At 76.3% G+C, this 18185-nt stretch carries 20 protein-coding genes; 10 read left to right on the forward strand and 10 right to left on the reverse strand.

The features are described 5' to 3' along the window. From AC230_RS05700 to AC230_RS05710, 3 genes are all read right to left on the reverse strand, one after another. The gene (locus tag AC230_RS05700) at window positions 1-4491 is read right to left on the reverse strand and encodes a cation-translocating P-type ATPase (RefSeq protein WP_053160997.1); all 4491 of its coding nucleotides are present in this window, start codon (window positions 4489-4491) and stop codon (window positions 1-3) included. A gap of 177 nt (window positions 4492-4668) precedes the next feature. After that, window positions 4669-5007, reverse strand: coding sequence for a thioredoxin family protein (locus tag AC230_RS05705; RefSeq protein ID WP_049714786.1), 339 nt, complete (start codon window positions 5005-5007; stop codon window positions 4669-4671). Between the two features lie 266 nt (window positions 5008-5273). Beyond that, window positions 5274-6017 (reverse strand): OBAP family protein, encoded by a 744-nt coding sequence (locus tag AC230_RS05710; RefSeq protein ID WP_198535420.1) that lies wholly within the window; start codon window positions 6015-6017, stop codon window positions 5274-5276. Between the two features lie 318 nt (window positions 6018-6335). Here AC230_RS05710 and AC230_RS05715 point away from each other — a divergent pair, with 318 nt between their 5' ends. Continuing rightward, window positions 6336-6950, forward strand: a complete 615-nt coding sequence (locus AC230_RS05715) for a DsbA family oxidoreductase (RefSeq protein ID WP_049714787.1) — start codon at window positions 6336-6338, stop codon at window positions 6948-6950. A 102-nt stretch (window positions 6951-7052) separates the two neighbouring features. On the opposite strand, the gene AC230_RS05720 is transcribed toward AC230_RS05715, so the two are convergent. Beyond that, complete coding sequence (locus tag AC230_RS05720; RefSeq protein ID WP_198535452.1) at window positions 7053-7445, reverse strand: VOC family protein; 393 nt, start codon at window positions 7443-7445, stop codon at window positions 7053-7055. Then, on the reverse strand, window positions 7445-7738 hold the full coding sequence (locus AC230_RS05725) for an ArsR/SmtB family transcription factor (protein WP_049714789.1): 294 nt from the start codon (window positions 7736-7738) through the stop codon (window positions 7445-7447). The genes AC230_RS05720 and AC230_RS05725 overlap by 1 nt, the downstream gene beginning before the upstream one ends. 350 nt (window positions 7739-8088) lie before the next feature. On the opposite strand from AC230_RS05725, the gene AC230_RS05730 reads away from it, so the two are divergent. The 5 genes from AC230_RS05730 to AC230_RS05750 all read left to right on the forward strand — a co-directional run bounded on the left by AC230_RS05730 (window position 8089) and on the right by AC230_RS05750 (window position 11290). Further along, window positions 8089-8844, forward strand: coding sequence for a hypothetical protein (locus AC230_RS05730; RefSeq protein WP_049715062.1), 756 nt, complete (start codon window positions 8089-8091; stop codon window positions 8842-8844). Between the two features lie 193 nt (window positions 8845-9037). Then, window positions 9038-9577 (forward strand): hypothetical protein, encoded by a 540-nt coding sequence (locus AC230_RS05735; protein ID WP_053160999.1) that lies wholly within the window; start codon window positions 9038-9040, stop codon window positions 9575-9577. 130 nt (window positions 9578-9707) lie between these two features. Then, a complete protein-coding gene (locus tag AC230_RS05740) occupies window positions 9708-10271 on the forward strand; it encodes a GNAT family N-acetyltransferase (RefSeq protein WP_049714790.1) in 564 nt (187 codons plus the stop codon). A 91-nt stretch (window positions 10272-10362) separates the two neighbouring features. After that, complete coding sequence (locus AC230_RS05745; protein WP_049714791.1) at window positions 10363-10776, forward strand: DUF4260 family protein; 414 nt, start codon at window positions 10363-10365, stop codon at window positions 10774-10776. Continuing rightward, entirely contained in the window at window positions 10769-11290 is a 522-nt protein-coding gene (locus AC230_RS05750; protein WP_049714792.1) for a TetR/AcrR family transcriptional regulator, read from the forward strand. Before AC230_RS05745 ends, AC230_RS05750 begins: the two co-directional genes overlap by 8 nt. 159 nt (window positions 11291-11449) lie before the next feature. On the opposite strand, the gene AC230_RS05755 is transcribed toward AC230_RS05750, so the two are convergent. Both AC230_RS05755 and AC230_RS05765 read right to left on the reverse strand, forming a co-directional pair. Continuing rightward, window positions 11450-12349 carry a hypothetical protein gene (locus AC230_RS05755; protein ID WP_053161001.1) on the reverse strand — a complete coding sequence of 300 codons (900 nt, stop codon included), beginning with the start codon at window positions 12347-12349 and terminating at the stop codon, window positions 11450-11452. Further along, the gene (locus tag AC230_RS05765; RefSeq protein WP_049715064.1) at window positions 12346-12726 is read right to left on the reverse strand and encodes a PadR family transcriptional regulator; all 381 of its coding nucleotides are present in this window, start codon (window positions 12724-12726) and stop codon (window positions 12346-12348) included. Before AC230_RS05765 ends, AC230_RS05755 begins: the two co-directional genes overlap by 4 nt. Window positions 12727-12839: 113 nt before the next feature. On the opposite strand from AC230_RS05765, the gene AC230_RS05770 reads away from it, so the two are divergent. Then, window positions 12840-13937 carry a carboxylate-amine ligase gene (locus AC230_RS05770; protein ID WP_049715065.1) on the forward strand — a complete coding sequence of 366 codons (1098 nt, stop codon included), beginning with the start codon at window positions 12840-12842 and terminating at the stop codon, window positions 13935-13937. Window positions 13938-14226: 289 nt separating this feature from the next. Continuing rightward, window positions 14227-14814 carry a hemerythrin domain-containing protein gene (locus AC230_RS05775; RefSeq protein WP_049714794.1) on the forward strand — a complete coding sequence of 196 codons (588 nt, stop codon included), beginning with the start codon at window positions 14227-14229 and terminating at the stop codon, window positions 14812-14814. Here AC230_RS05775 and AC230_RS05780 read toward each other — a convergent pair. Further along, window positions 14789-15205: a site-specific integrase gene (locus AC230_RS05780; protein ID WP_049714795.1), complete on the reverse strand. Its 417-nt coding sequence runs from the start codon at window positions 15203-15205 to the stop codon at window positions 14789-14791. The genes AC230_RS05775 and AC230_RS05780 overlap by 26 nt on opposite strands. A 49-nt stretch (window positions 15206-15254) precedes the next feature. Next, a complete protein-coding gene (locus tag AC230_RS05785) occupies window positions 15255-15995 on the reverse strand; it encodes a diguanylate cyclase (RefSeq protein WP_241833090.1) in 741 nt (246 codons plus the stop codon). 283 nt (window positions 15996-16278) lie between these two features. On the opposite strand from AC230_RS05785, the gene AC230_RS05790 reads away from it, so the two are divergent. Beyond that, window positions 16279-16932, forward strand: a complete 654-nt coding sequence (locus AC230_RS05790) for a HemK2/MTQ2 family protein methyltransferase (protein ID WP_049714796.1) — start codon at window positions 16279-16281, stop codon at window positions 16930-16932. Continuing rightward, entirely contained in the window at window positions 16916-17170 is a 255-nt protein-coding gene (locus AC230_RS05795; protein WP_049714797.1) for a CDGSH iron-sulfur domain-containing protein, read from the forward strand. Before AC230_RS05790 ends, AC230_RS05795 begins: the two co-directional genes overlap by 17 nt. Here AC230_RS05795 and AC230_RS05800 read toward each other — a convergent pair. Beyond that, window positions 17147-18178 (reverse strand): iron-containing redox enzyme family protein, encoded by a 1032-nt coding sequence (locus AC230_RS05800; RefSeq protein WP_049714798.1) that lies wholly within the window; start codon window positions 18176-18178, stop codon window positions 17147-17149. The two genes, AC230_RS05795 and AC230_RS05800, sit on opposite strands and share 24 nt — an antisense overlap. Window positions 18179-18185 lie beyond the last annotated feature (7 nt).

Here is an 18185-nt window from a genome sequence, read left to right on the forward strand (position 1 = left end):
TCACCCGCGGACGGCCCGCAGCACCGCGCGCTCGACGCGCGGCAGCCACGCCGGGGCCAGGCCGGCCACGCCGACCGCGGCGGCCACGCCCGTCCAGGCCACCGGGCCCAGCGGCCGGCAGCCGAAGAGACGGCTGACGCCCGGCGTCTCGACGAGGGCGGCCAGGGCGGCGGCCGAGCCCAGGGCCGTGCCGCGGACGAGGCGGCTGTGGCGCCGGCCAGCCAGGGTCTGGGTGAGCTGGGCGCCCACCACGCCCGACAGCGCCATGGTGCTCGTGCGCCGGGCCGAACCGGGCGTGATCGTGCCGAACAGCCAGGCGGTCGTCGCACCGAGCGCGGTGACCTCGCCCCGCTGCCTGATCTGGCGCGTCAGCGGCTCGCCCAGGGCGGTCAGGCCCACCGACGGGTCGTCCCGGGCGTCGTCCCGCGGGGTGACCGCGACCGCCATCGCCGGGAACATGTCGGTCAGCAGGTTGACCAGCAGGATCTGGCGGGTGGACATCGGCGCGGCCCCGGACAGCAGCGTGCCGAGCACCGAGAAGCCGATCTCCCCGGCGTTGCCCCCGATCAGGACGCTGATCGCGTCCGCGACGCTGCGCCACAGCGCGCGTCCCTCGGCGACGGCGTCCAGCAGCGGGGTCAGCTCGTCGCCGGTGATCACCAGGTCCGCCGCGTTGCGGGCGGCGGCCGAGCCGCGGGCGGCGACGCCGACGCCGATGTCGGCGGCGCGGATGGCGGCCGCGTCGTTGGCGCCGTCGCCGACCATCGCCGTGACCCGGCCCACCTCCCGGAGCGCCTCGACGACCTGGAGCTTCTGCTCGGGCGCGACCCGGGCGACGACGCCGCAGCCGCGCAGCCGGGCGGCGCGCCCGGCCCGGTCGAGCCCGGCCAGTTCGTCGCCGGTGGCCATCTCGACGTCCTCGGGCCAGCCCAGGGCGACGGCCATCGCGCGGGCCGTGACCGGGTGGTCGCCGGTGAGCATCACGGGCCGCACCCCGCTGCGCCGCAGGCCCTCGACCAGCGGCGCGGAGCCGGGGCGGGGGGTGTCCGCGAGGGCCACGAAGCCGACGAGCCCGAGGTGTTCCGGCGGCCGGCCGAGCGGGTCGTCCTCGCCCTCGGCCACGGGCCGCGCGGCGACGGCCAGGACGCGCAGGCCGTCGTCGGCCAGGGCCGTCATGGCGGCGCGCGCCTCGTCGGTGACGTCGTCGCAGGCGGGGAGGACGACCTCGGGCGCGCCCTTGACGACGAGCCGCGGCCGGTCGTCGGTGCCGGTGGCGGCCGCGTAGCTGCGGCTGGCCTCGAAGGGCAGGCTGTCCCGCGGGGTCCAGTCCGGCCCTCGCGGCACCGCGGCGAGGATCGCCTCGTCCGTGGAGTGGGCCCGGACCGCGGCGCCGTCGCCGGGCGGCGGGCAGGCGCGGGCGGCCATGCGCAGCACCGGCTCCGCGCCCGCGGCGCCGGGGGGATGCCGCTGGCCGTCCGGCGTGCTGACACCGGTCACGCTCAGCCGGTTCCCGGTCAGCGTCCCGGTCTTGTCGAAGCAGACCGTGTCCATCCGGCCCAGCGCCTCCAGGGCGCGCGGGCTGCGCACCAGCACGCCGTGGCGGCTGAGCCGGCGGGCCGCCGCCAGCTGGGCGACCGTCGCCACGAGCGGCAGCCCCTCCGGCACGGCGGCCACGGCGACCGCGAGACCGCCCCGGACGGCGTCCCGCACCGGGCGGCCGCGCAGCAGCGCCAGGCCCGTGACGGCGGCGCCGCCGAGCAGGGTGAACGGCAGGTTGCGGCTGGTCAGTTCGCGCAGCCGGGCCTGGACGCCGCCCGGTGGCGGGGTGCGGGCCGCGAGGTGCGCGGCGCGGCCGGCCTCGGTCCGGTCCCCGGTGCCGACGACGACGGCGCGGGCGCGCCCGGCGACGACGGTGGTGCCCTCGTGGACCATGCACCGCCGGTCGGCCACGGCCGCGTCGGGCGTGGCGTCCAGCTGCTTCGCCGTGGGCAGGGACTCCCCGGTGAGCGACGACTCGTCGACCTCCAGGTCGTCGACGTCGAGCAGCCGGGCGTCGGCCGGCACGACCTCGCCGGTGGTCAGCTCGATCACCTGGCCCGGCGCCAGCCGGGCGGCGTCGACGGTCCGGGAGCGGTCGCCGTCGACCACGTGGACCTTGCGGCGCTGCCGCACCTCCAGGGCGGACAGGGCGCTCTCGGCGCGCAGCCGCTGGACGCCGCTGATCAGCGCGTTCATGCCCAGCACACCGGCGACGAGGAGCGCGTCCACGGGAGAGCCCAGCAGGGCGGACGCGGCGGCGCCGACCAGCAGCACCGGCGTCAGCGGGTCGTCCAGCTCCGAGCGCACGGCACCGGCCAGCCGGTACGTCACCCGGACCGGGCCGAGCACGGGCGTCCGCGCGGCCCGCCGGGCCGCCTCCCCGGCGCGCAGGGTCACCGGCCGCATCACGTGCCGGGCCGTCCTGAGGCGGGCCAGCACGTCCTGCGGCGGGAGCGCGTGCCAGGGCACCCGCGGCGCGGGGCGGGGCACCCTGCGGACGCTGACGCGCAGGGCGGCGCGCCAGCCGGAGGCGAGGGCCGCGGCGGCCGCGGCGTCGACGGGCAGGAGCCGGAGGCGGACGGGCAGCGTGCCGTGGGTCCGCCGCCCCCGGGTGACCACGAGGAGGCCGGACAGGGCGGCGCCCGCCTCGGCGAAGGTCCGCGCGTGCCGGGCGACGGCCCGCGCGGCCGGGACGGCGGCCAGCAGCCGCCACACGGACTCCAGCCCGTCCGGCAGCAGGACGTCCGCGTCCCACTCGACCGCGCTGTCGTCGTCGGTGACCGCGGCGGAGAGGTCGCTCGCCCGCATGCCCTCCGGCACTTCGCGGCCCGTCTCGGTCAGCTCGCCGTCGCCGCGGACGGCCGCGCGGGCCACGGTGAGCACCGTCCGGCCGTCGCGCCGCAGTTCCCGCACCACGTCGGCCAGGGGCCGCCCGGTGTCCACCACGCGGTCGGCCAGCGTGCCGAAGTCGCCCAGCGTGCCGTCGTCGACGACGACCACGTGCAGTCCGGCCCGCCGGGCCGCGTCCAGCACGGACTCGGCGAGCGGGTCGACCTCCCGGCCGACCAGGACCGTACCGACGTCGGCGCCGTCGGCCGACACGACCAGCGTCCCGGCCTCGCGGTCCTCCCGGCCCGGCACCGGGCGCAGCTCCACCCCGCTCCCCGGCCCGGTGGCGTCCAGCGCGGCCGCGGCGGCCTGCCACAGCCGGCAGCGGTCCCAGCCGGGCGCGTCGGGGCGGGCCTCCAGGACCGTCCGCGCCGTGCCGCGCAGGGCGTCCGGGTGCAGGACGACGGTGTCGACGAGCTCCAGCCGGCGCAGCCGTTCCAGGTGCCGGACCAGGGCGCCCTCCCGGGCCAGTTCGGTGCCCAGCGCGTCGGTGAAGGCGGCCGGTCCGTAGCGGGCGGCCTTCGGGTTGCCGGCCACCAGCGCCTCGACCGTCTCGGCGAGGCTGCGGGCGCAGATCCCCGCCGGGACCGCGCCGAGCACGCTGCCGGTCACGGCCTCGCCCGCGTACTCCTCGGCCGGCGGCCGGCGCAGGGCCGGACGGGACGTCCCGCCGCCCGTCACGCCCGCCACGCACGGCCGCCCGGGCACGCACACGGCCTCCTGCGCGGCGTCGAACGCGGCGGCGCCGGCGACCGCCTCCGCCAGCTGTCCCGCCCGCTGCGCCGCGTCCAGCAGCAGTGCGCCGGGCGACTGTCCGAAGCCGTACGCGGCCGCGCCCGCCGCCGCCAGGACGAGGTCGGCGCCCGCCTCGCTCAGCCCGAGCCGCTCGCGCAGCAGGGAGCGGACCGCCGGGTGCTCGCGGACCAGGGAGACGGCGGTGGTCACCGGGCCGGGCGCCCGCTTGCGGCGGACCGACCGGGACGCCAGCGCCGTGGCCAGGCCGACCACGTCGCACAACAGGGCGAGGGACCGGGTGCGGACGGCCCCGATGCGGTCCGGGTGCGCCGTCTCCAGCACCTCCTCCTCCGCGCGTTCGAGCCGCTGCGCGGAGGCGAGTTCGGCGGCGCGCTCGACGACGCGGTCGGCCACGGCGTCCTTCGTCGTCTGCACGACCAGCCGGCCGAGCCCGCCGTCCCAGTAGGCGGCCAGCACGTCCGGCCGTTTCACCAGCCCGACGGCCACCTTCCGGGCCGCCGTCTCCAGCGCCCGTGCGCGGCCGCGGGCCTCCGGCCGCGGCCGGAGCGGCACCTGGACCCGGGAGCCGGCCTGCCAGTACCCCTTGCCCGCGTCGGTGGCGTTGACGGCCACCCGGCCCACGCGGTGCGCGGCCCCGGTGACCGCCGCCGCGCCCCGGGCCGCGGCGTGCACGCCGCTGCCGGCGGTTTCGGCCGCCACCTGGGCGGCGGCCCGGGCCATCGGGAACACCCGGTGTGCGGTGTCGGTCGCCACGGCCGCCGCCGCGACGACGGTCCTCGCCGCCGGCACTCGTCTCGAGAGGTGCATCACGGCTCCTCCGGTTCGGCCCCGCGCGGTGCGGCTCCCGTCCGCGTACCCGCGCGCGGCGGCATCGGGGGCATTCCGGCGGCCGCTCCCGGGAGGGAGCGGCATCGCCCCTTTCCTCCCATGGTGTGAGCCGCGTTCGGCGACCGCAAAGCCCCGGCCCCGCCGCGTGCCCGCCGGCTACGGAGTGCCCATGGTGCTCACCTTGGCGATCAGCTCGCGCAGGCTCCCGGGGTCCGGCGCGACGGACTCGGCGATCCTGGTGCCCTCGCGGAAGGCCATGAAGACGGGGACGGGGCCGACGTCGGCCCGGCGGGCGACGGCGGCGGCCTCGTCGATGTCGACGCGGTAGAAGCCGACCGTCTCCGTGAACTCGGGGAGTTCGGAGTACCGCTCGAAGACCGGGCCGATCGCCCGGCAGAGGCCGGCCCAGGTCGCGCAGAAGCCCACCACCGCCGGGGTGCCCCCGGCGATGGCCTGCTCGAAGGCGGACAAGCTCGTCAGCGGCGTGACAGCCATGTTCTTCGACCCCCCGGAGAGTCGGGTGCCGTGGCGGGACGGGGACGGGACGCGCGGACCGGTGGCTGGGTGACTTGAGTGGCTGGTGGCTGGGTGGACTGGACCGGGCTGGGATGTACCGGGCGGGTGGACCGGCTCGGGTGGACCGGGCTGGGACCACCGTAGTCATGGCTCCCGGCGTCCGGCACGCGGAGCCGGGCCGCATCGTGCCGGTCGGTACGAGCCGTCGCCCACGGCCGCACACGGCCGACGCCGACCACACGTGCTCACGCCCGCGCGTCCGGCCCGCCGGCGTGGGCGTCCGTGACGCCGGGCACCGGCGTGGAGCGGGGGAAGTCGTCCTTCATGGCGTCGACGCCCCACTGCGGCCGGACCAGATCGAGGAAGGACCGGCGGTCCGCCCGCTTGGCGTCCGTGTCCAGCCCCATGGCCCGGTCGCGGTCCCGGCGCAGGGTGTCGTCGCACTCACCGTCACGGTTGAAGGACCACATCAGCTTCGGTTCCCCCCGGGGGAGGTCCATGCCCGGCTGTCCGCCGTGGCCGTTGGTGTGCCAGGTGTGCCAGGTCTTGCCGTACGAGTTGACCAGCAGCTCCAGGAACGCCTTCTCCGCGGGCGCGGGCAGCCCCGGAGCGGCCAACTGCCCCGAGAGGAGCTCGTAGTTGTGCGGGTGCCAGTACGGCTTCTCCCCGTCGGGCAGGCCGTCGAACAGGCGGCCCGAGACGATGTACTCGACGCCGATCAGATTGGCGTCCCCGGTGTTCCCGTCGAACAGCACGCACTGGAGCAGGTCGTCGTTGACCACGCGGCAGTAGTGGTGGGCCTCCATCTGGAAGTCCGGCTCGCCCTTGGCGCAGTGGAAACCGACCACGTACACGTCGAAGCCCTTCAGCGGCGTCGCCGACTGCAGCAGTTTCGCGCCCTGCTCCAGGACGGCCGCCCGGGGGCCCTTGTCCTGCCCGGCCGGCCTCGTGCCGCTCCTGCGATCCTTGATCATCGGATTGACCGCCACCGCTTCTCCTTCCGCCGGCGGGTGCCGTCTCCGGCCCGGGCGGACCCGGGTCCGGGTTCCGGTCACGCGGGCGGCTACCCCGCTCCCCGGCCGGGAACCCTGCCCGGCGGCTCGGCGGCGGGCCGTTCAGGCCGTCCGTCCGCGGCGCTCCGTGATCCCGCACGACGGGGGACGACCGGGTCGCCGTCCCCCCGGCGCGACCCGGCCGACCTGGTCATCCGACAGATGTGGCGGGCACCGCCCCGCGCCTAGCGTCTTCCTCGTCGCACAGAACGGAGCCGGACGGCCCCGGACGGCCCCTGAACGGAGAGCAGAAACATGAAGGTCCGCATCGTCCTCGACATCGCCTGCGCCTGGTCCGCCCTCGGCTGGACCCGCTTCGAGCACGCGGTCGAGCGGTTCCGCGCCGAGGGCGGCGAGGCCGACGTCGAGTTCCTGCCGTTCCAGGTCGCCCCGGACGCCCCGGCCGAGGGCGAGCCCCTCAGCGCGGTGCACCGCCGCGTCTTCGGGCCGACGGTCGAGGCCAAGACGGCCCGGATGGCCGCCCTCGCGGCCCGCAGCGGCCTGGAGATGAACTTCGACGCGGCCGTCTTCGCCAACACCCTCGACGCACACCGCCTCCTCGCCCGGGCCGTGGCCCAGGGACAGGGCGAGCGGACCGTCGGCCGGCTCTTCCGGGCGTACTTCACCGAGGGGCTGAACGTCGCCGACCCCGCCGTCCTGGAGCGCATCGCCCGGGAGAGCGGGGTCGCCCCCGGCGCCCTTCCCGGGCCCGACCCGGTGGCCGCCGGGCAGCGCATCGTCCGGGAACTGGGCGTCACCAGCGTCCCCGTCTTCCTCTTCGACGGCGGCCCGACCCTCGTCGGAGCGCAGTCCGAGGAGGACCTGCTCGCCGCGCTGCGCGAGGCGGCGGTGAACGGCTCGCTCGTCTAGGGCACGTGTCCCCGGCGGGGCCGCGTGCGTCCTCGGGACGCCGGCTTCCCGGCCGCGCGCGAAGCGGCGGCCCGGCCGCACCGGAGCTCCGAAAGCTCGAACTCAGGCCCGCGGAAGCTGCGTCAGCTGGATCAGGTTGCCGCAGGTGTCGTCGAGGACCGCCGTCGTGACCGGGCCCATGGCCGTCGGCGGCTGGGTGAACTCGACGCCGAGGCCGGTCAGGCGCTCGTGCTCCGCGTGGATGTCGTCCACCGCGAAGGAGGTGGCCGGGATGCCGTCCGCGACCAGACCTTCCTTGTACTGCCTGGCCACCGGGTGGGCGTCCGGCTCCAGCAGCAGTTCCACGCCGTCGCGGGCGGCCGGGGAGACGACGGTGAGCCACCGCGCCTCCCCCATGGGGATGTCGGTCTTCTTCTCGAAGCCGAGCTTGTCGGTGTAGAAGTCCAGGGCCTTTTCCTGGTCGTCGACGAAGACGCTGGTCACGTGAATGCTGATCATGGTGCCTCCGGCGGGGGGTCGCGCCTGAGCCACCGGGTGGCGATCTGCTCAAGCGGTTCGGTGTTCAGGTCGTGGAACTTGTACCGGCCTTCGCGGCGCGTGCGCACCAGCCCGGCCGCCTCCAGGACGGCGAGGTGCTGGCTGATCGCCTGGCGGGACAGGCCCAGCCCGTGCCGCGTGGTGAGGCGGGCGCATATCTCGAAGAGCGTCTGGCCGTTCCGCTCGGACAGCTCGTCGAGAATCGTACGCCGGGTGGGGTCCGCGAGCGCCTTGAAAACATCGTCCGCCATGGCGCCACGATAAGCAAGTCGGCACTTGCATGTCTACTCTGAGCAGCCGGAATGCCACTCGGAGGCTTCGCGGCGGAGTCGGCCGAACCGGCCGAACCGGCCGAACCGGCTGAACCGGCTGAACCGGCCGAACCGGCTGAACCGGCCGGACCCGACGATCCGAAGACCCGCGCGGGAAAACCGTTTGGCGGGCCACCGCGGCCGCTGCTACGTTCCCGGTGGCCGTGCGAGAGAACGAGGAGGTGGTACCCGTGAACGCAGTATCGACATGGGTGCTCCCCTCCGGGGTCACGGTCGGGCGATAGGTCGTCCGGGAGCGCCGTTCATGAGCACTCCCGAAAGGCATGACCATGCGCTTCACTTCTGAACAGCAGCTCGACGGCGGCGTCCTCGAGCGCGGATTCACCCTCGGCGAGAGCGGGATCCCGGGCTTCCTGTGGACGCCCGCGTCCGCGTCGCCGGCCGCGCCGGCGCCGCTGATCCTCATCGGCCCCCCTCCGCTCGGACTGCACAAGGTGTACTCCCGGCTGGCGGGGCGGGCCCGGTACTACGCGGCGGAGTACGGCTTCGCCGCGGCCACCGTCGAACTCCCGGGCAGCGGTGACCGGCCCCGCTGGGCCGCCGCCGAACAGGCCCGCGCCGACCTGCGCCGGGCGATGGAGGCCGGCGGGCCGGTCGGCGGAGAGATCGTCGACGCCCTCGTCCTCCCGCTGGTCGAGAGGGCGGTCCCGGAATGGCGGGCCGCCCTGGACGCCCTCCTGACGCTGCCCGGGCTCGGCGGCCCGGTCGGGTACGAGGGGGGAGTGATCTCCCTCGGCATACGGCTGGCGGTGGCCGAGCCGCGGGTGGTGTCGGCCTGCTTTTTCGCCGGGAGCCTGGTGCCCGCCCGCATGTTCGAGGAGGCCCGCCGGGTCACCATTCCGCTCCAGGTCCTGCTCCAGTGGGACGACGAGGGCAACGACCGGCAGGCGGCCCTGGACCTCTTCGACGCCTTCGGCTCCACGGAGAAGACGCTGCACGCCAGCCTGGGCGGCCACACCGGCGTCCCGCGGTTCGAACTCGACGCCGGGGCACGGTTCTTCGCCCGGCACCTGAAGCCCTGCTGACGGGGCGTCAGATCGCCGCCGGCAGACGGTGGACCGCTCCTCGGCCCGTGCCCGTCCGGGTCCGGCCTGCCGGTGGGGCGGCCGGTTCGGCTCAACTCCCTTGAACAGATGACCGGTTCACATCTGTGGAGGAGGCGTGAAGGCCGTACAGAATGCTCGCCCGACACCCGACGACGACCCGTGAGGACCTGTCATGCGCTCTGCCTCCTTCGCCTCCCTGGCCGGTGCGGCCCTGCTCGCGGCGACGGCGCTCTTCGCCGCGCCCACCGCCGCGCAGGCCGCGCCCCCGGCCACCCATCCCGGACTGACCTGGGCCAAGATGGCCGACGGGCCCGACGGGACGGTGCGGGTCGGCGGCCCGGGCGGTACGTCGAGCAATCCCTACCAGGGGGACACCCCGGCCAGTGCCGTCCTGCCGGTGCTGTGCCTGAAGGTCGACGGCAGCCCCGTGCCCGACGGCATCACCCCCGACTTCTACGCCGGCTGGGCCCAGGGCACCGTCGCCGCGAGCAGACCCGTGCGCGGCTCGCGGCTCAACAGCCGGGCCGCGGCGGACAGTGTCTGCCAGGCGCAGTTCGGGGCGGGCTGGCGGATGGCCGAGTTCCACGACGGTCACTACGGGCCGGACCTCGGCGCGACGGGCGGCTGGACGTTCTGGGCGTACGGCACCCTGCCCGCCGGTACCAGGCTCTGGACGGCCATCGACGACCAGCGGGCCAACCCCTGGGACTGACCCCGCTCGTACGGCGGGGACGCGGTCGTCACCACCGGTCTCCTCCCCGCGGGCACGGGAGGGCCGTGATCGCCCGTGGGAAGATCACGGCGTGGCCCGCCGGGGCCGATCACGACCGTGGAAGGTGACGATGTACGCGATATCCCTCGGTGACGACGGTGCCGAGCTGCGCCCCCTGGAGCCTTGGCAGGCCGGGGAGTTCCTGGCCCACATGGACCGGGGACGGGAGTTCGTCGGACGGTGGAACGGGCTGCCCGACGTGGTCCGGGATCTGGAGTCGAGCCGGGCGTTCCTCCAGGCGTACGCGGAGAAGGCCGCGGCGGACGCCGGGCGGATCTACGGCATCCACTGGGACGGCACGCTCGTCGGCGGGTTCCTGCTGCGCAGGATGGACGTCGCGCAGGGCACCGCCGAGGCGGGCTGCTGGCTGGAGCCGTCCGCGGTGGGCAAGGGGCTGGTGACCCGGGCCGCCCGGGCGGTCATCGACTGGGCGGTCGAGGAGCGGGGCGTCCACCGCGTGGAGTGGTGGTGTGCGGCCGGGAACGCGCCGAGCATCGCGGTGGCCCGGCGGCTGGGGATGACGCGCGACGGCGTTCTGCGGGAGAGCTTTCTGTACCGGGGCGTGCGGCACGACGAGGAGATCTGGTCGGTGCTGGCGCCCGCGTGGCGGGAGGCGCGGCGGGCGGGGGCCTGACGGGGAACGCCCCCGGCGATTGACGGCTAACGCCGTTAGCCCTACGGTCGGGGCTAACGGCGTTAGCCGCCCCCTGTCGCAAGGAGCCCGCATGACCGCCACCGTCCCCGCCTCGCCGCGCGCCTCCGCCGCCGTACGCCGACGGGCGGCCTGGGCCGTCTGGGCCGTGGCCCTCCTCGCCCTCGCCGTCGTGGCGGGGACGGGCCACGGCGGCGGGGTCTGGGCCGCGTTCGCCGCCGGTGCCGTCGCCCCCGACCTCTCGTTCCTCGCGGCGCTGGGGGCGCGGGAGCCGGTCCGCCGGGGTCAACTGCCGCGCCGGGCCGTCCCGTTCTACAACGCCGCGCACCGCACGCCGGTCCCGCTGGTGCTGGCCGTCGCCTACGGGTTCTCCCCGCTCGACGCCCCCGCGGTGTTCGCCTTCCTGCTGGCCTGGACGTTCCACATCGCCGTCGACCGCGCCGCCGGCTACACCCTGCGCACCCCGGAGGGCTTCGTCCGTGCCTGACGCCCCCGCCCCCGCCCCGCTCACCGAACGGCAGCGGCAGATCGCCCGTGCCGCCCGTCAACTCCTCGACGCCGAGGGGCCGGACGCGGTCACCATGCGCCGCATCGCCGACGTCCTCGGTATCAAGGCGCCCTCCCTCTACAAGCACGTCCCCGACAAGACGGCCCTGGAGGCCCTGCTCATCACCGAGGGCTTCGTGGAGCTGGCGGAGGCGCTGGAGGCCGTGGCCGGGCGACTGCCCGCCCTCGGGCGGGCCTACCGCCGCTACGCCCTCCACCACCCCCACCTCTACCGGCTGATGAACTACCGCCCCCTGCGCCGCGACCTCCTGCCGCCCGGTGTGGAGGACCGTGCCGCGTTCCCCCTGCTGGCCGCCGTCGGCCACGACGGCGACCGCGCCCGGGCGCTGTGGGCCTTCGCCCACGGGATGGTCTCCCTGGAGATCGACGGCCGCTTCCCGCCCGGCGCGGACCTCGACGAGGCGTGGCGGGCGGGGCTGGCGGCGTTCGGCTGACGGATTCACGGCCGGCCGGCGGGTCGTGGGGCGCGGCCGCGCCGGCCGCCCCGGGTCCTGACCGATGGTCCCCGGGCCCGGCCGGTCCGCTGGTCGTGGGCTCCTCGGTTCGGTCCCCGACCGTGCATCCCCAACCGGGAGTCCCAACCCGTGCGTCCCCTAACCGTGCGTCAGCCGCCGCGCGCGCCGCGCGCCGAGCCGCACGCGGACCCCCGCCACGGCCGCGCCCGTCGCCAGCAGGGCCACGAGGGCGGCGGCGACGTCCCCTTCCCAGTGCAGGACCTGGACGGAGGGCGTGAACCAGGGCACGGCGGCCAGGGCGATGCCCGCCGCGCAGGCGCCGGGGGAGGGGGAGCGCGGGACGGTGAGGGCGAGCGTGACGGACAGGATCAGGACCGGGACCGCCGAGGCGAAGAGGGTGATGAAGAACAGCGGCACGTGCATCAGCGCCGCCGAGACCAGCAGCACGGGGGTGAGGACCCCGAGGACGCCCGCCGCCGTGCGGAGTGGGCGGCCGACCGGCGGGGTGTCGGGCGGGCAGCCGAGCACGAGGAGCAGCGCCAGGGCGAGGGAGAGCAGCCGGCTCGGGCCGTCGAAGACGTACACGCCGGTGGCGAACTGCTGGACGGCGAGGACGGCCGTCCCCAGCGGCATCAGCCGGCGCGCCGTTCGCCAGCTCCCGAGGAGCACGGCGGCGCCCGCCGCCGTCAGGATCAGGTCGGCCGCCAGGAGGAGCCCGAGGGAGGGCCCGCCCGGCCCGTACGCGGACTCGGACCACAGGACGCGCATCATCGCCTGCGCGAAGACCACGGCGGCGTACGCGGCCGCGCCGGTCGCCGCGTAGGGCGCGGCCACGGCCAGGGCCCGGCCCAGCGGGTCCGCCGACGTCAGCCGCAGCCGCAGGCGCAGGGCGTGGGAGGCCAGGTCCGCCTGTTCCCACAGGCGTTCGGAGCGGGAGGCGCCGACGGTCGACTCGGCGTAGTGGGCGGCGATCTCGTCGCCGTGGGCGCGGCGGTACGCGCGCGGGTACAGGGCCAGAGCCCGGGGGGAGCGGCTCATGCGGTGGCCCCCCGGGGCGCCGGACCACCGAAGGGGCCGGGCAGCCGGCCGCGCGACGGCGCGGCACCGAGCCGGCGCCGCGCCTCCTCGGCGGTGGCCGTCAGCCGCTCCGCCTCGGCGGCCAGCCGCACCCGGCCGTCGCCCGTGAGCGCGTAGCTGCGCCGCGCCCGTCCGTCGACGACCTCCTCGCGGTGCACCTCGATCAGCCCTTCCCGGACGAGCCGGTCGAGCGCGGCGTACAGCGTGCCGGTGCGCAGCCGCACCCGGCCCCCGGACATGGCGGACACTTCCCGGGCGATCGCGTAGCCGTGGCGCGGCCGGTCGGCCAGGGCGGTCAGGAGCAGCAGCGTGGGCTCCTGGATGGGTCGGACAGTCATGATCGCCACCATAGGACGATCGTCGGCATATGTCGATCGGGGAGGCGCGGCCGTTCGGGCGGGCGGGGTGCGGGCGGGACGCGGGCGGGTCCTCACGGGGGTACACGCAGCACGTGACGACCCTGGGCGTGGAAGAGGAATACCTGCTCGTCGACCCGGTCACGGGCCTGCCGCGGCCGATGGCCGTCGAGGTCAAGGCGGCGGCGGGGGCGGACGAGGTCACCGAGCGCGGGGAGGTCCAGCGCGAGCTGCTCCAGGCGCAGGTCGAGGTGGCCACCCCGGTCTGCGCGGAACTGGCCGAGGTCGGCGGCCATCTCCTGCGGCTGCGGCACGCGGTGGCAGCCGCGGCCGAGGACGCGGGCTGCCGCGTCCTGGCCTCGGGCGCCGCGCCCGTCCGGGACGGGCAGGGCGCCCCCGTCACCCCCGAACGCCACTTCCTGCGCCTGCGCGGCCGGCGCGGCCGGCTCGTGGACGAACAGCTCGTCAACGGCATGCACGTCCACGTGGGCATCCCCGACCGGGCGGCCGGCACGGCCGCGCTCAACCGCGTCCGGGCCTGGCTGCCCCTCCTGGTGGCCATGGGCGGCAACTCGCCGATGTGGTGCGGACAGGACACCGGTTACGCGAGCTGGCGGACGATCGTCGAGAGCCGCTGGCCGGTGAGCGGTCCGCCGCCGGAGTTCGCCGACGACGCCGACTACGACGCGCGGATGCGCCTCCTGGTGGACGTGGGGGCGATCGAGGAGGTCGGGCAGGTGGCCTGGGAGGCCCGGCTGTCGCACCGGTACCCCACGCTCGAAGTGCGCTGCTGCGACGTGCAGTTGACGGCGGACGACGCCGTCATGTTCGCGGGCATCAGCCGCGGGCTGGTGGCCACCGCCCTGCGCGAGGAGGCCGACGGGGTTCCGCTGCCGGACGTCCCGCAGGAGCTGCTCAACGCGGCGAACTGGCACGCCGCCCGCTACGGCCTCGACGGCCACCTCATCGACCCGCCCGGCCGGCGGCAGCGCCCGGCCGGCGAGCTGGTCGGCGCGCTGCTCGACCACATCGCGCCCGCCCTCGACGAGCACGGCGACACCCGTGAGGTGACCGGCCTGGTGGAGCGCTTCCTGAGGACGGGCGGCCCGGCGGGGCGCCAGCGCGAGGCACTGGCCGACGGCGGCCTGCCGATGCTGCTCGATCTCCTGTGCCTCCGGCACGCCGGGCGTTGAGGCGCCCCTTCCCGGACTCCCGGACTCCCGGACTCCCGGGTCTCCGGGCGGGTCTCCGGGCGGGTCTCCGGGCGGGTCTCCGGGCCCCGGGTCTCCGGGCGGGTCTCCGGGCCCCGGGTCTCCGGGCCCCCAGACCTCCCGGACGCCGACGGGGGGTTTCCCCGCGGCTCCCCGGGATACGCGCGGAGACGAGCGATCGACGAGCTTCCCGGACCGGCGGCAGTTCCGGACCGGACCGAAAGCAGTCCCGAACCGGCAACACCGAGACGGAAGAAGGGGAAACGAGCTCATGAGTGGTGCGGCAAGCACCCGCGACAAGGCCGCCCGACTGCCCGAAGGGGACGTGGTCGCCGTCCTGCTGGAGCAGCACGCGCGCATCCGCGAACTCTTCGCCGAGGTCACGTCGGCGGAGGGCGACCGCAAGAGGCAGGCCTTCGACGAACTGAGGGCCCTGCTCGTCGTCCACGAGACGGCCGAGGAGATGGTCGTCCGCCCGGTGGCCCGCGACACCGCGGGCAGGAACGAGGTCGAGGCCCGCAACCACGAGGAGTGGGAGGCCACCAAGGCCCTCGCCGGGCTGGAGAAGACCGACATCACCAGCGCCGAATTCGACGACCGGCTGCGGAAGCTGGAGAAGGCCGTCGAGGCCCACGCCCGGCACGAGGAACGCGAGGAGTTCCCCACGCTCCGCGCCGGGCGCAGCGATTCCGAACTCCGGCACATGGGGACGATGGTGCGCGCGGCCGCCAAGGTCGCGCCCACGCATCCGCATCCCGGTGCGGCCGGCTCCCCGCTCGCCCAGTGGAGCGTGGGGCCGCTCGCCTCCCTGGCCGACCGGGCCAAGGACGCCATCAGGGCGGCCAAGAACCAGCCGTGACAGGCGAGTTGTGCCCTCCCCGGGGGCCGGCCGGCCGCTGCGGCGCGCCGCCCGGCCCCCGTTGGCGCGTCCGGCCGGTGACGTCGGCGCTCTCGACGTCGTGCCAGGCACGGTGCTCCCAGCAGGCCAGGAGCCGGTCGCCCCCGGCGTCGCGGCGCAGCGGGTCGCGGCGCAGCGGGGAGACGAGCACGCGGCACGCGGCCGGGTCGGTCACCGCCAGGGCGGTGTCCTTGCCGTGCTTGCCGGTGCAGGCGAAGAGGACCGCGCCGTCGCGACGGCGGGCGTGCTCGCGCAGCAGCGCCGTCAGCCCGTACGTGTCGTACAGCTCGGTGTACCGGTCGCTGCCGATCCGGAAGGAACCCAGGTGAGGAGCGCCCGACGTCAGGGACAACGTCGGGGGCCGTTTTCATGCCGCGCTCACGCGGCCGTCTCGTGCCGGCTCACGCGGGAGCGGCGGGCGGCTGCGGCGGGGCGGCCGTGCGTGACCCGGTCTCCGCCCGGGCGGGGCGGCTCCTGAGCGAGGGGTCGACGCGCAGGCAGCGCAGCATCTCCTCGGCGTACGGGAGGGCCCCGCAGAGCACGACCGCGGCGATCACGCCGAAGCGGGCGCGCCGCGACAGCGGGCGGTGCTTGGGCCGCAGCCGGAAGGAGGGCTTCGCCGGGCCGCGGCCGACCAGGGACAGCGCCTGGTCCCAGTGGAGGGCGAACAGGGAGGCGGTCGCCATCAGCGGGACGACCTCCAGCAGGCTGTGCACGTGCTGCTCGTTCGGGGTCACCTCGCGCCGCTGCTCGGCGTACGCCACGTCCCAGAAGGCGGTGGCCTGGTGGACGCCCAGGCCCGCGGCGGCCGTCGCCAGGACGCCCGCGTTGGCCTGGCAGAACAGCCCGAGCATGATCGGCACTCCGGCCTCGGCCAGCATGAGCGCGTGGATGGCGGATTCGCGGGTGCCGGCGGTGTGCTCGATGTCGGAGCGGCGGTGCAGCCACCAGTCGGCGAGCCCGGCGCCCGTCCACAGCGGCAGGACGAAGGCCAGCAGGATGCGCCGGGTGGCCTCGTCCACCCCGGCCTGGCGCACCAGCTCGCGCCGCAGCGCCCGTTCCCCGCCGGGCAGGCGGCGCGAGAGCGCGGCGAGCCGCGCGGGCGAGCCGCCCGGTCGTCGTCCGAGCACGCGTAGAGCCATGAGTTCCACCTTTCGGGAGGGGCTGTGCGGCGGTGTCGCATGCCCGGCGGGGTGGTGGGAAAACGCGGGGCGGCGGGAGAACGGGGGACTTCCGGTCGGCGTGGTGCCCGGCCGCGGGCCGTCCCCCCCGCCGCCCAGCACACTCCCCGGCGGCGGCCCCGGCCCGCCCGGCGGGGCCGAACGGGTGAGGGGCCGGGCCGGTGGGGCGGATCCGCCCCACCGGCCGGGACGGGGGAGGCGAGCCTCCCGGTTTGGGCGGGGGAGGCGGGGATACCCGCTCGCCATGTGGCTCCTGACACCGCCCGGTGTGTACGCGCCGAACGCCGACACCCGGCTGCTGGCGGCCGCCTTGCGCCGCGAACGGCTGCCGCCCTCGGCCCGCGTGCTCGACCTCGGCACGGGCAGCGGGGTGCTCGCCGTGGCCGCCGCCCGGCACGGGGCCGGGCACGTGACGGCGGTGGACGTGTCGGCCCGCGCCGTGCTGACCGCGCGCTGCAACGGGCTCCTGGCCGGTCACCGCATCCGCGTGCTGCGCGGCGACCTGCTGGCCCCCGTCGCGGGCGAACGCTTCGACCTCGTCCTCGCCAACCCGCCCTACGTACCCGCCCCTTCGGCGCGGAACCCGCCGCGCGGGTCGGCCCGCACCCACGACGCCGGCGAGGACGGCCGCCTGCTGCTCGACCGGCTCTGCGCCGGCGTCGCTGCCGTCCTGGCGCCGTCCGGCGTCCTGTTGCTCGTGCACTCCGGGCTGAGCGGCACCGACGACACCCTGAAACTGCTGGCCGACGCCGGCCTGCGCGCGGACGTGACCCACCGCGCGCACGTCCCGCTGGGACCGGTGACCCGCTCGCGCGCCGGCTGGCTCCGCGCGCGCGGCCTGCTGGAGCCCGGCCGGGAGACGGAGGAACTGGTGGTGATCCGTGCCCAGCGCGTCTGAATCCTCACCGGCGCCCGGCGCCCGTCCCGCCCGGCGGGTGCGGCAGGAGCCCGGCGGCCCGCTGCTGATCGAGGGGCCCGTCGAAGTGGTCACGGAGGACGGGACGAAGCGCTCGGACCGTCCCGTCGTGGCCCTGTGCATGTGCCGCCGCAGCCGGGCGTTCCCGTGGTGCGACACCAGCCACCGCCGGCGCGCCGCGCCCGCCTCCGCCACGTCAGGGCAGCGGCCCGCGCAGTGAGGTCGTGCCCCGTTCCCAGGCCCCCAACAGGTGTGCGGACAGGCGCTGTTCCAGCCACCGGGTGGCGGAGATGCCGAACGCGACGTCTGCGGCCAGGTGGGGCTCCTGCTCCAGGAGGCCGCCGACGACCTCGTGCCGCACCAGTTGTTCGTGGACGGCGTCCGCCTCGACGTGCTCGGCGTAGAAGAAGGCCGCCGCGGGCCCGGCGCCCAGCCGCTCCATCGCCTCGACGAGCCGTCGCGACGCCGGGGAGGAATCGCACTCCAGGACGGCGAAGTGGCCCACGAGCGCGCCCCGTCGCGCCCGGTGCAGGCCGAGGAGCGACATCAGGTTGACCGTCGCCAGCGTCGCGGCGGGGACGAGGTCCAGGTGGGCGCCGTAGGTGTCGTCGAGGCCGAGGTCGCGCAGGAGGGCGGCGTAGAGCTCGGCGTGCACCTGCTCCGCGCGGCCGGTGCCGAACTCCTCGTACTCGACGGTGACCAGGGCCGCCTTGGCGCGGCCGGTCAGCCGGGGGATCACCCAGGCGTGCGGGTCGGCCTCCTTGAGCTGGTAGACCGAGCGGTGCGCCGCGTACTCCCGCAGGTGCCACAACCGCCCCTCGTCGCGCAGGAAATGCGTCACGCCGTGGCCGTCGGCCGGTTCGACGACCAGCTCGCGCAGGAGCGCGGGCACGTCCGTGCCGTGGGGGACGTCCGCGCGCAGGGCCGCGAGGAAACGCCGTTCGAGGGCCTGCCGCAGGGCCAGGAGGGCCGGGTCCCACTCCCAGTCCTCGGGCACGTCCCGCCAGCCCCGGTAGTGGAGTTCGTAGCAGAGGTGGAGGGCGAGCTGGAGGTCGTCGCCGTACGGGTCGGCCGCCCCGGCCGGCCGGGGGTCCGGCGGGCGGGCGGCCCCCGGGCGGCCGCGCAGGGTCTCCAGCAGGGCGGCGGTCAGTTCGCCGCGCGGGGCCGGGAGGACGGGGGCCGTGACCGGCCGGCGCCCGGGGCGGGCCGGTGTCGGGGTCTCGGGCATCGGGGCG

The sequence above is a fragment of the Streptomyces caatingaensis genome, from assembly GCF_001187435.1.
GTDB classification, from domain to species: domain Bacteria; phylum Actinomycetota; class Actinomycetes; order Streptomycetales; family Streptomycetaceae; genus Streptomyces; species Streptomyces caatingaensis.

Coding starts and splice junctions, on each gene's coding strand:
- AC230_RS05700 (WP_053160997.1), bottom strand. CDS start 4,491: ATGCACCTCTCGAGACGAGTGCCGGCGGCGAGGACCGTCGTCGCGGCG.
- AC230_RS05705 (WP_049714786.1), bottom strand. CDS start 5,007: ATGGCTGTCACGCCGCTGACGAGCTTGTCCGCCTTCGAGCAGGCCATC.
- AC230_RS05715 (WP_049714787.1), top strand. CDS start 6,336: ATGAAGGTCCGCATCGTCCTCGACATCGCCTGCGCCTGGTCCGCCCTC.
- AC230_RS05725 (WP_049714789.1), bottom strand. CDS start 7,738: ATGGCGGACGATGTTTTCAAGGCGCTCGCGGACCCCACCCGGCGTACG.
- AC230_RS05730 (WP_049715062.1), top strand. CDS start 8,089: ATGCGCTTCACTTCTGAACAGCAGCTCGACGGCGGCGTCCTCGAGCGC.
- AC230_RS05735 (WP_053160999.1), top strand. CDS start 9,038: ATGCGCTCTGCCTCCTTCGCCTCCCTGGCCGGTGCGGCCCTGCTCGCG.
- AC230_RS05740 (WP_049714790.1), top strand. CDS start 9,708: ATGTACGCGATATCCCTCGGTGACGACGGTGCCGAGCTGCGCCCCCTG.
- AC230_RS05745 (WP_049714791.1), top strand. CDS start 10,363: ATGACCGCCACCGTCCCCGCCTCGCCGCGCGCCTCCGCCGCCGTACGC.
- AC230_RS05755 (WP_053161001.1), bottom strand. CDS start 12,349: ATGAGCCGCTCCCCCCGGGCTCTGGCCCTGTACCCGCGCGCGTACCGC.
- AC230_RS05765 (WP_049715064.1), bottom strand. CDS start 12,726: ATGACTGTCCGACCCATCCAGGAGCCCACGCTGCTGCTCCTGACCGCC.
- AC230_RS05775 (WP_049714794.1), top strand. CDS start 14,227: ATGAGTGGTGCGGCAAGCACCCGCGACAAGGCCGCCCGACTGCCCGAA.
- AC230_RS05785 (WP_241833090.1), bottom strand. CDS start 15,995: ATGGCTCTACGCGTGCTCGGACGACGACCGGGCGGCTCGCCCGCGCGG.
- AC230_RS05790 (WP_049714796.1), top strand. CDS start 16,279: ATGTGGCTCCTGACACCGCCCGGTGTGTACGCGCCGAACGCCGACACC.
- AC230_RS05800 (WP_049714798.1), bottom strand. CDS start 18,178: ATGCCCGAGACCCCGACACCGGCCCGCCCCGGGCGCCGGCCGGTCACG.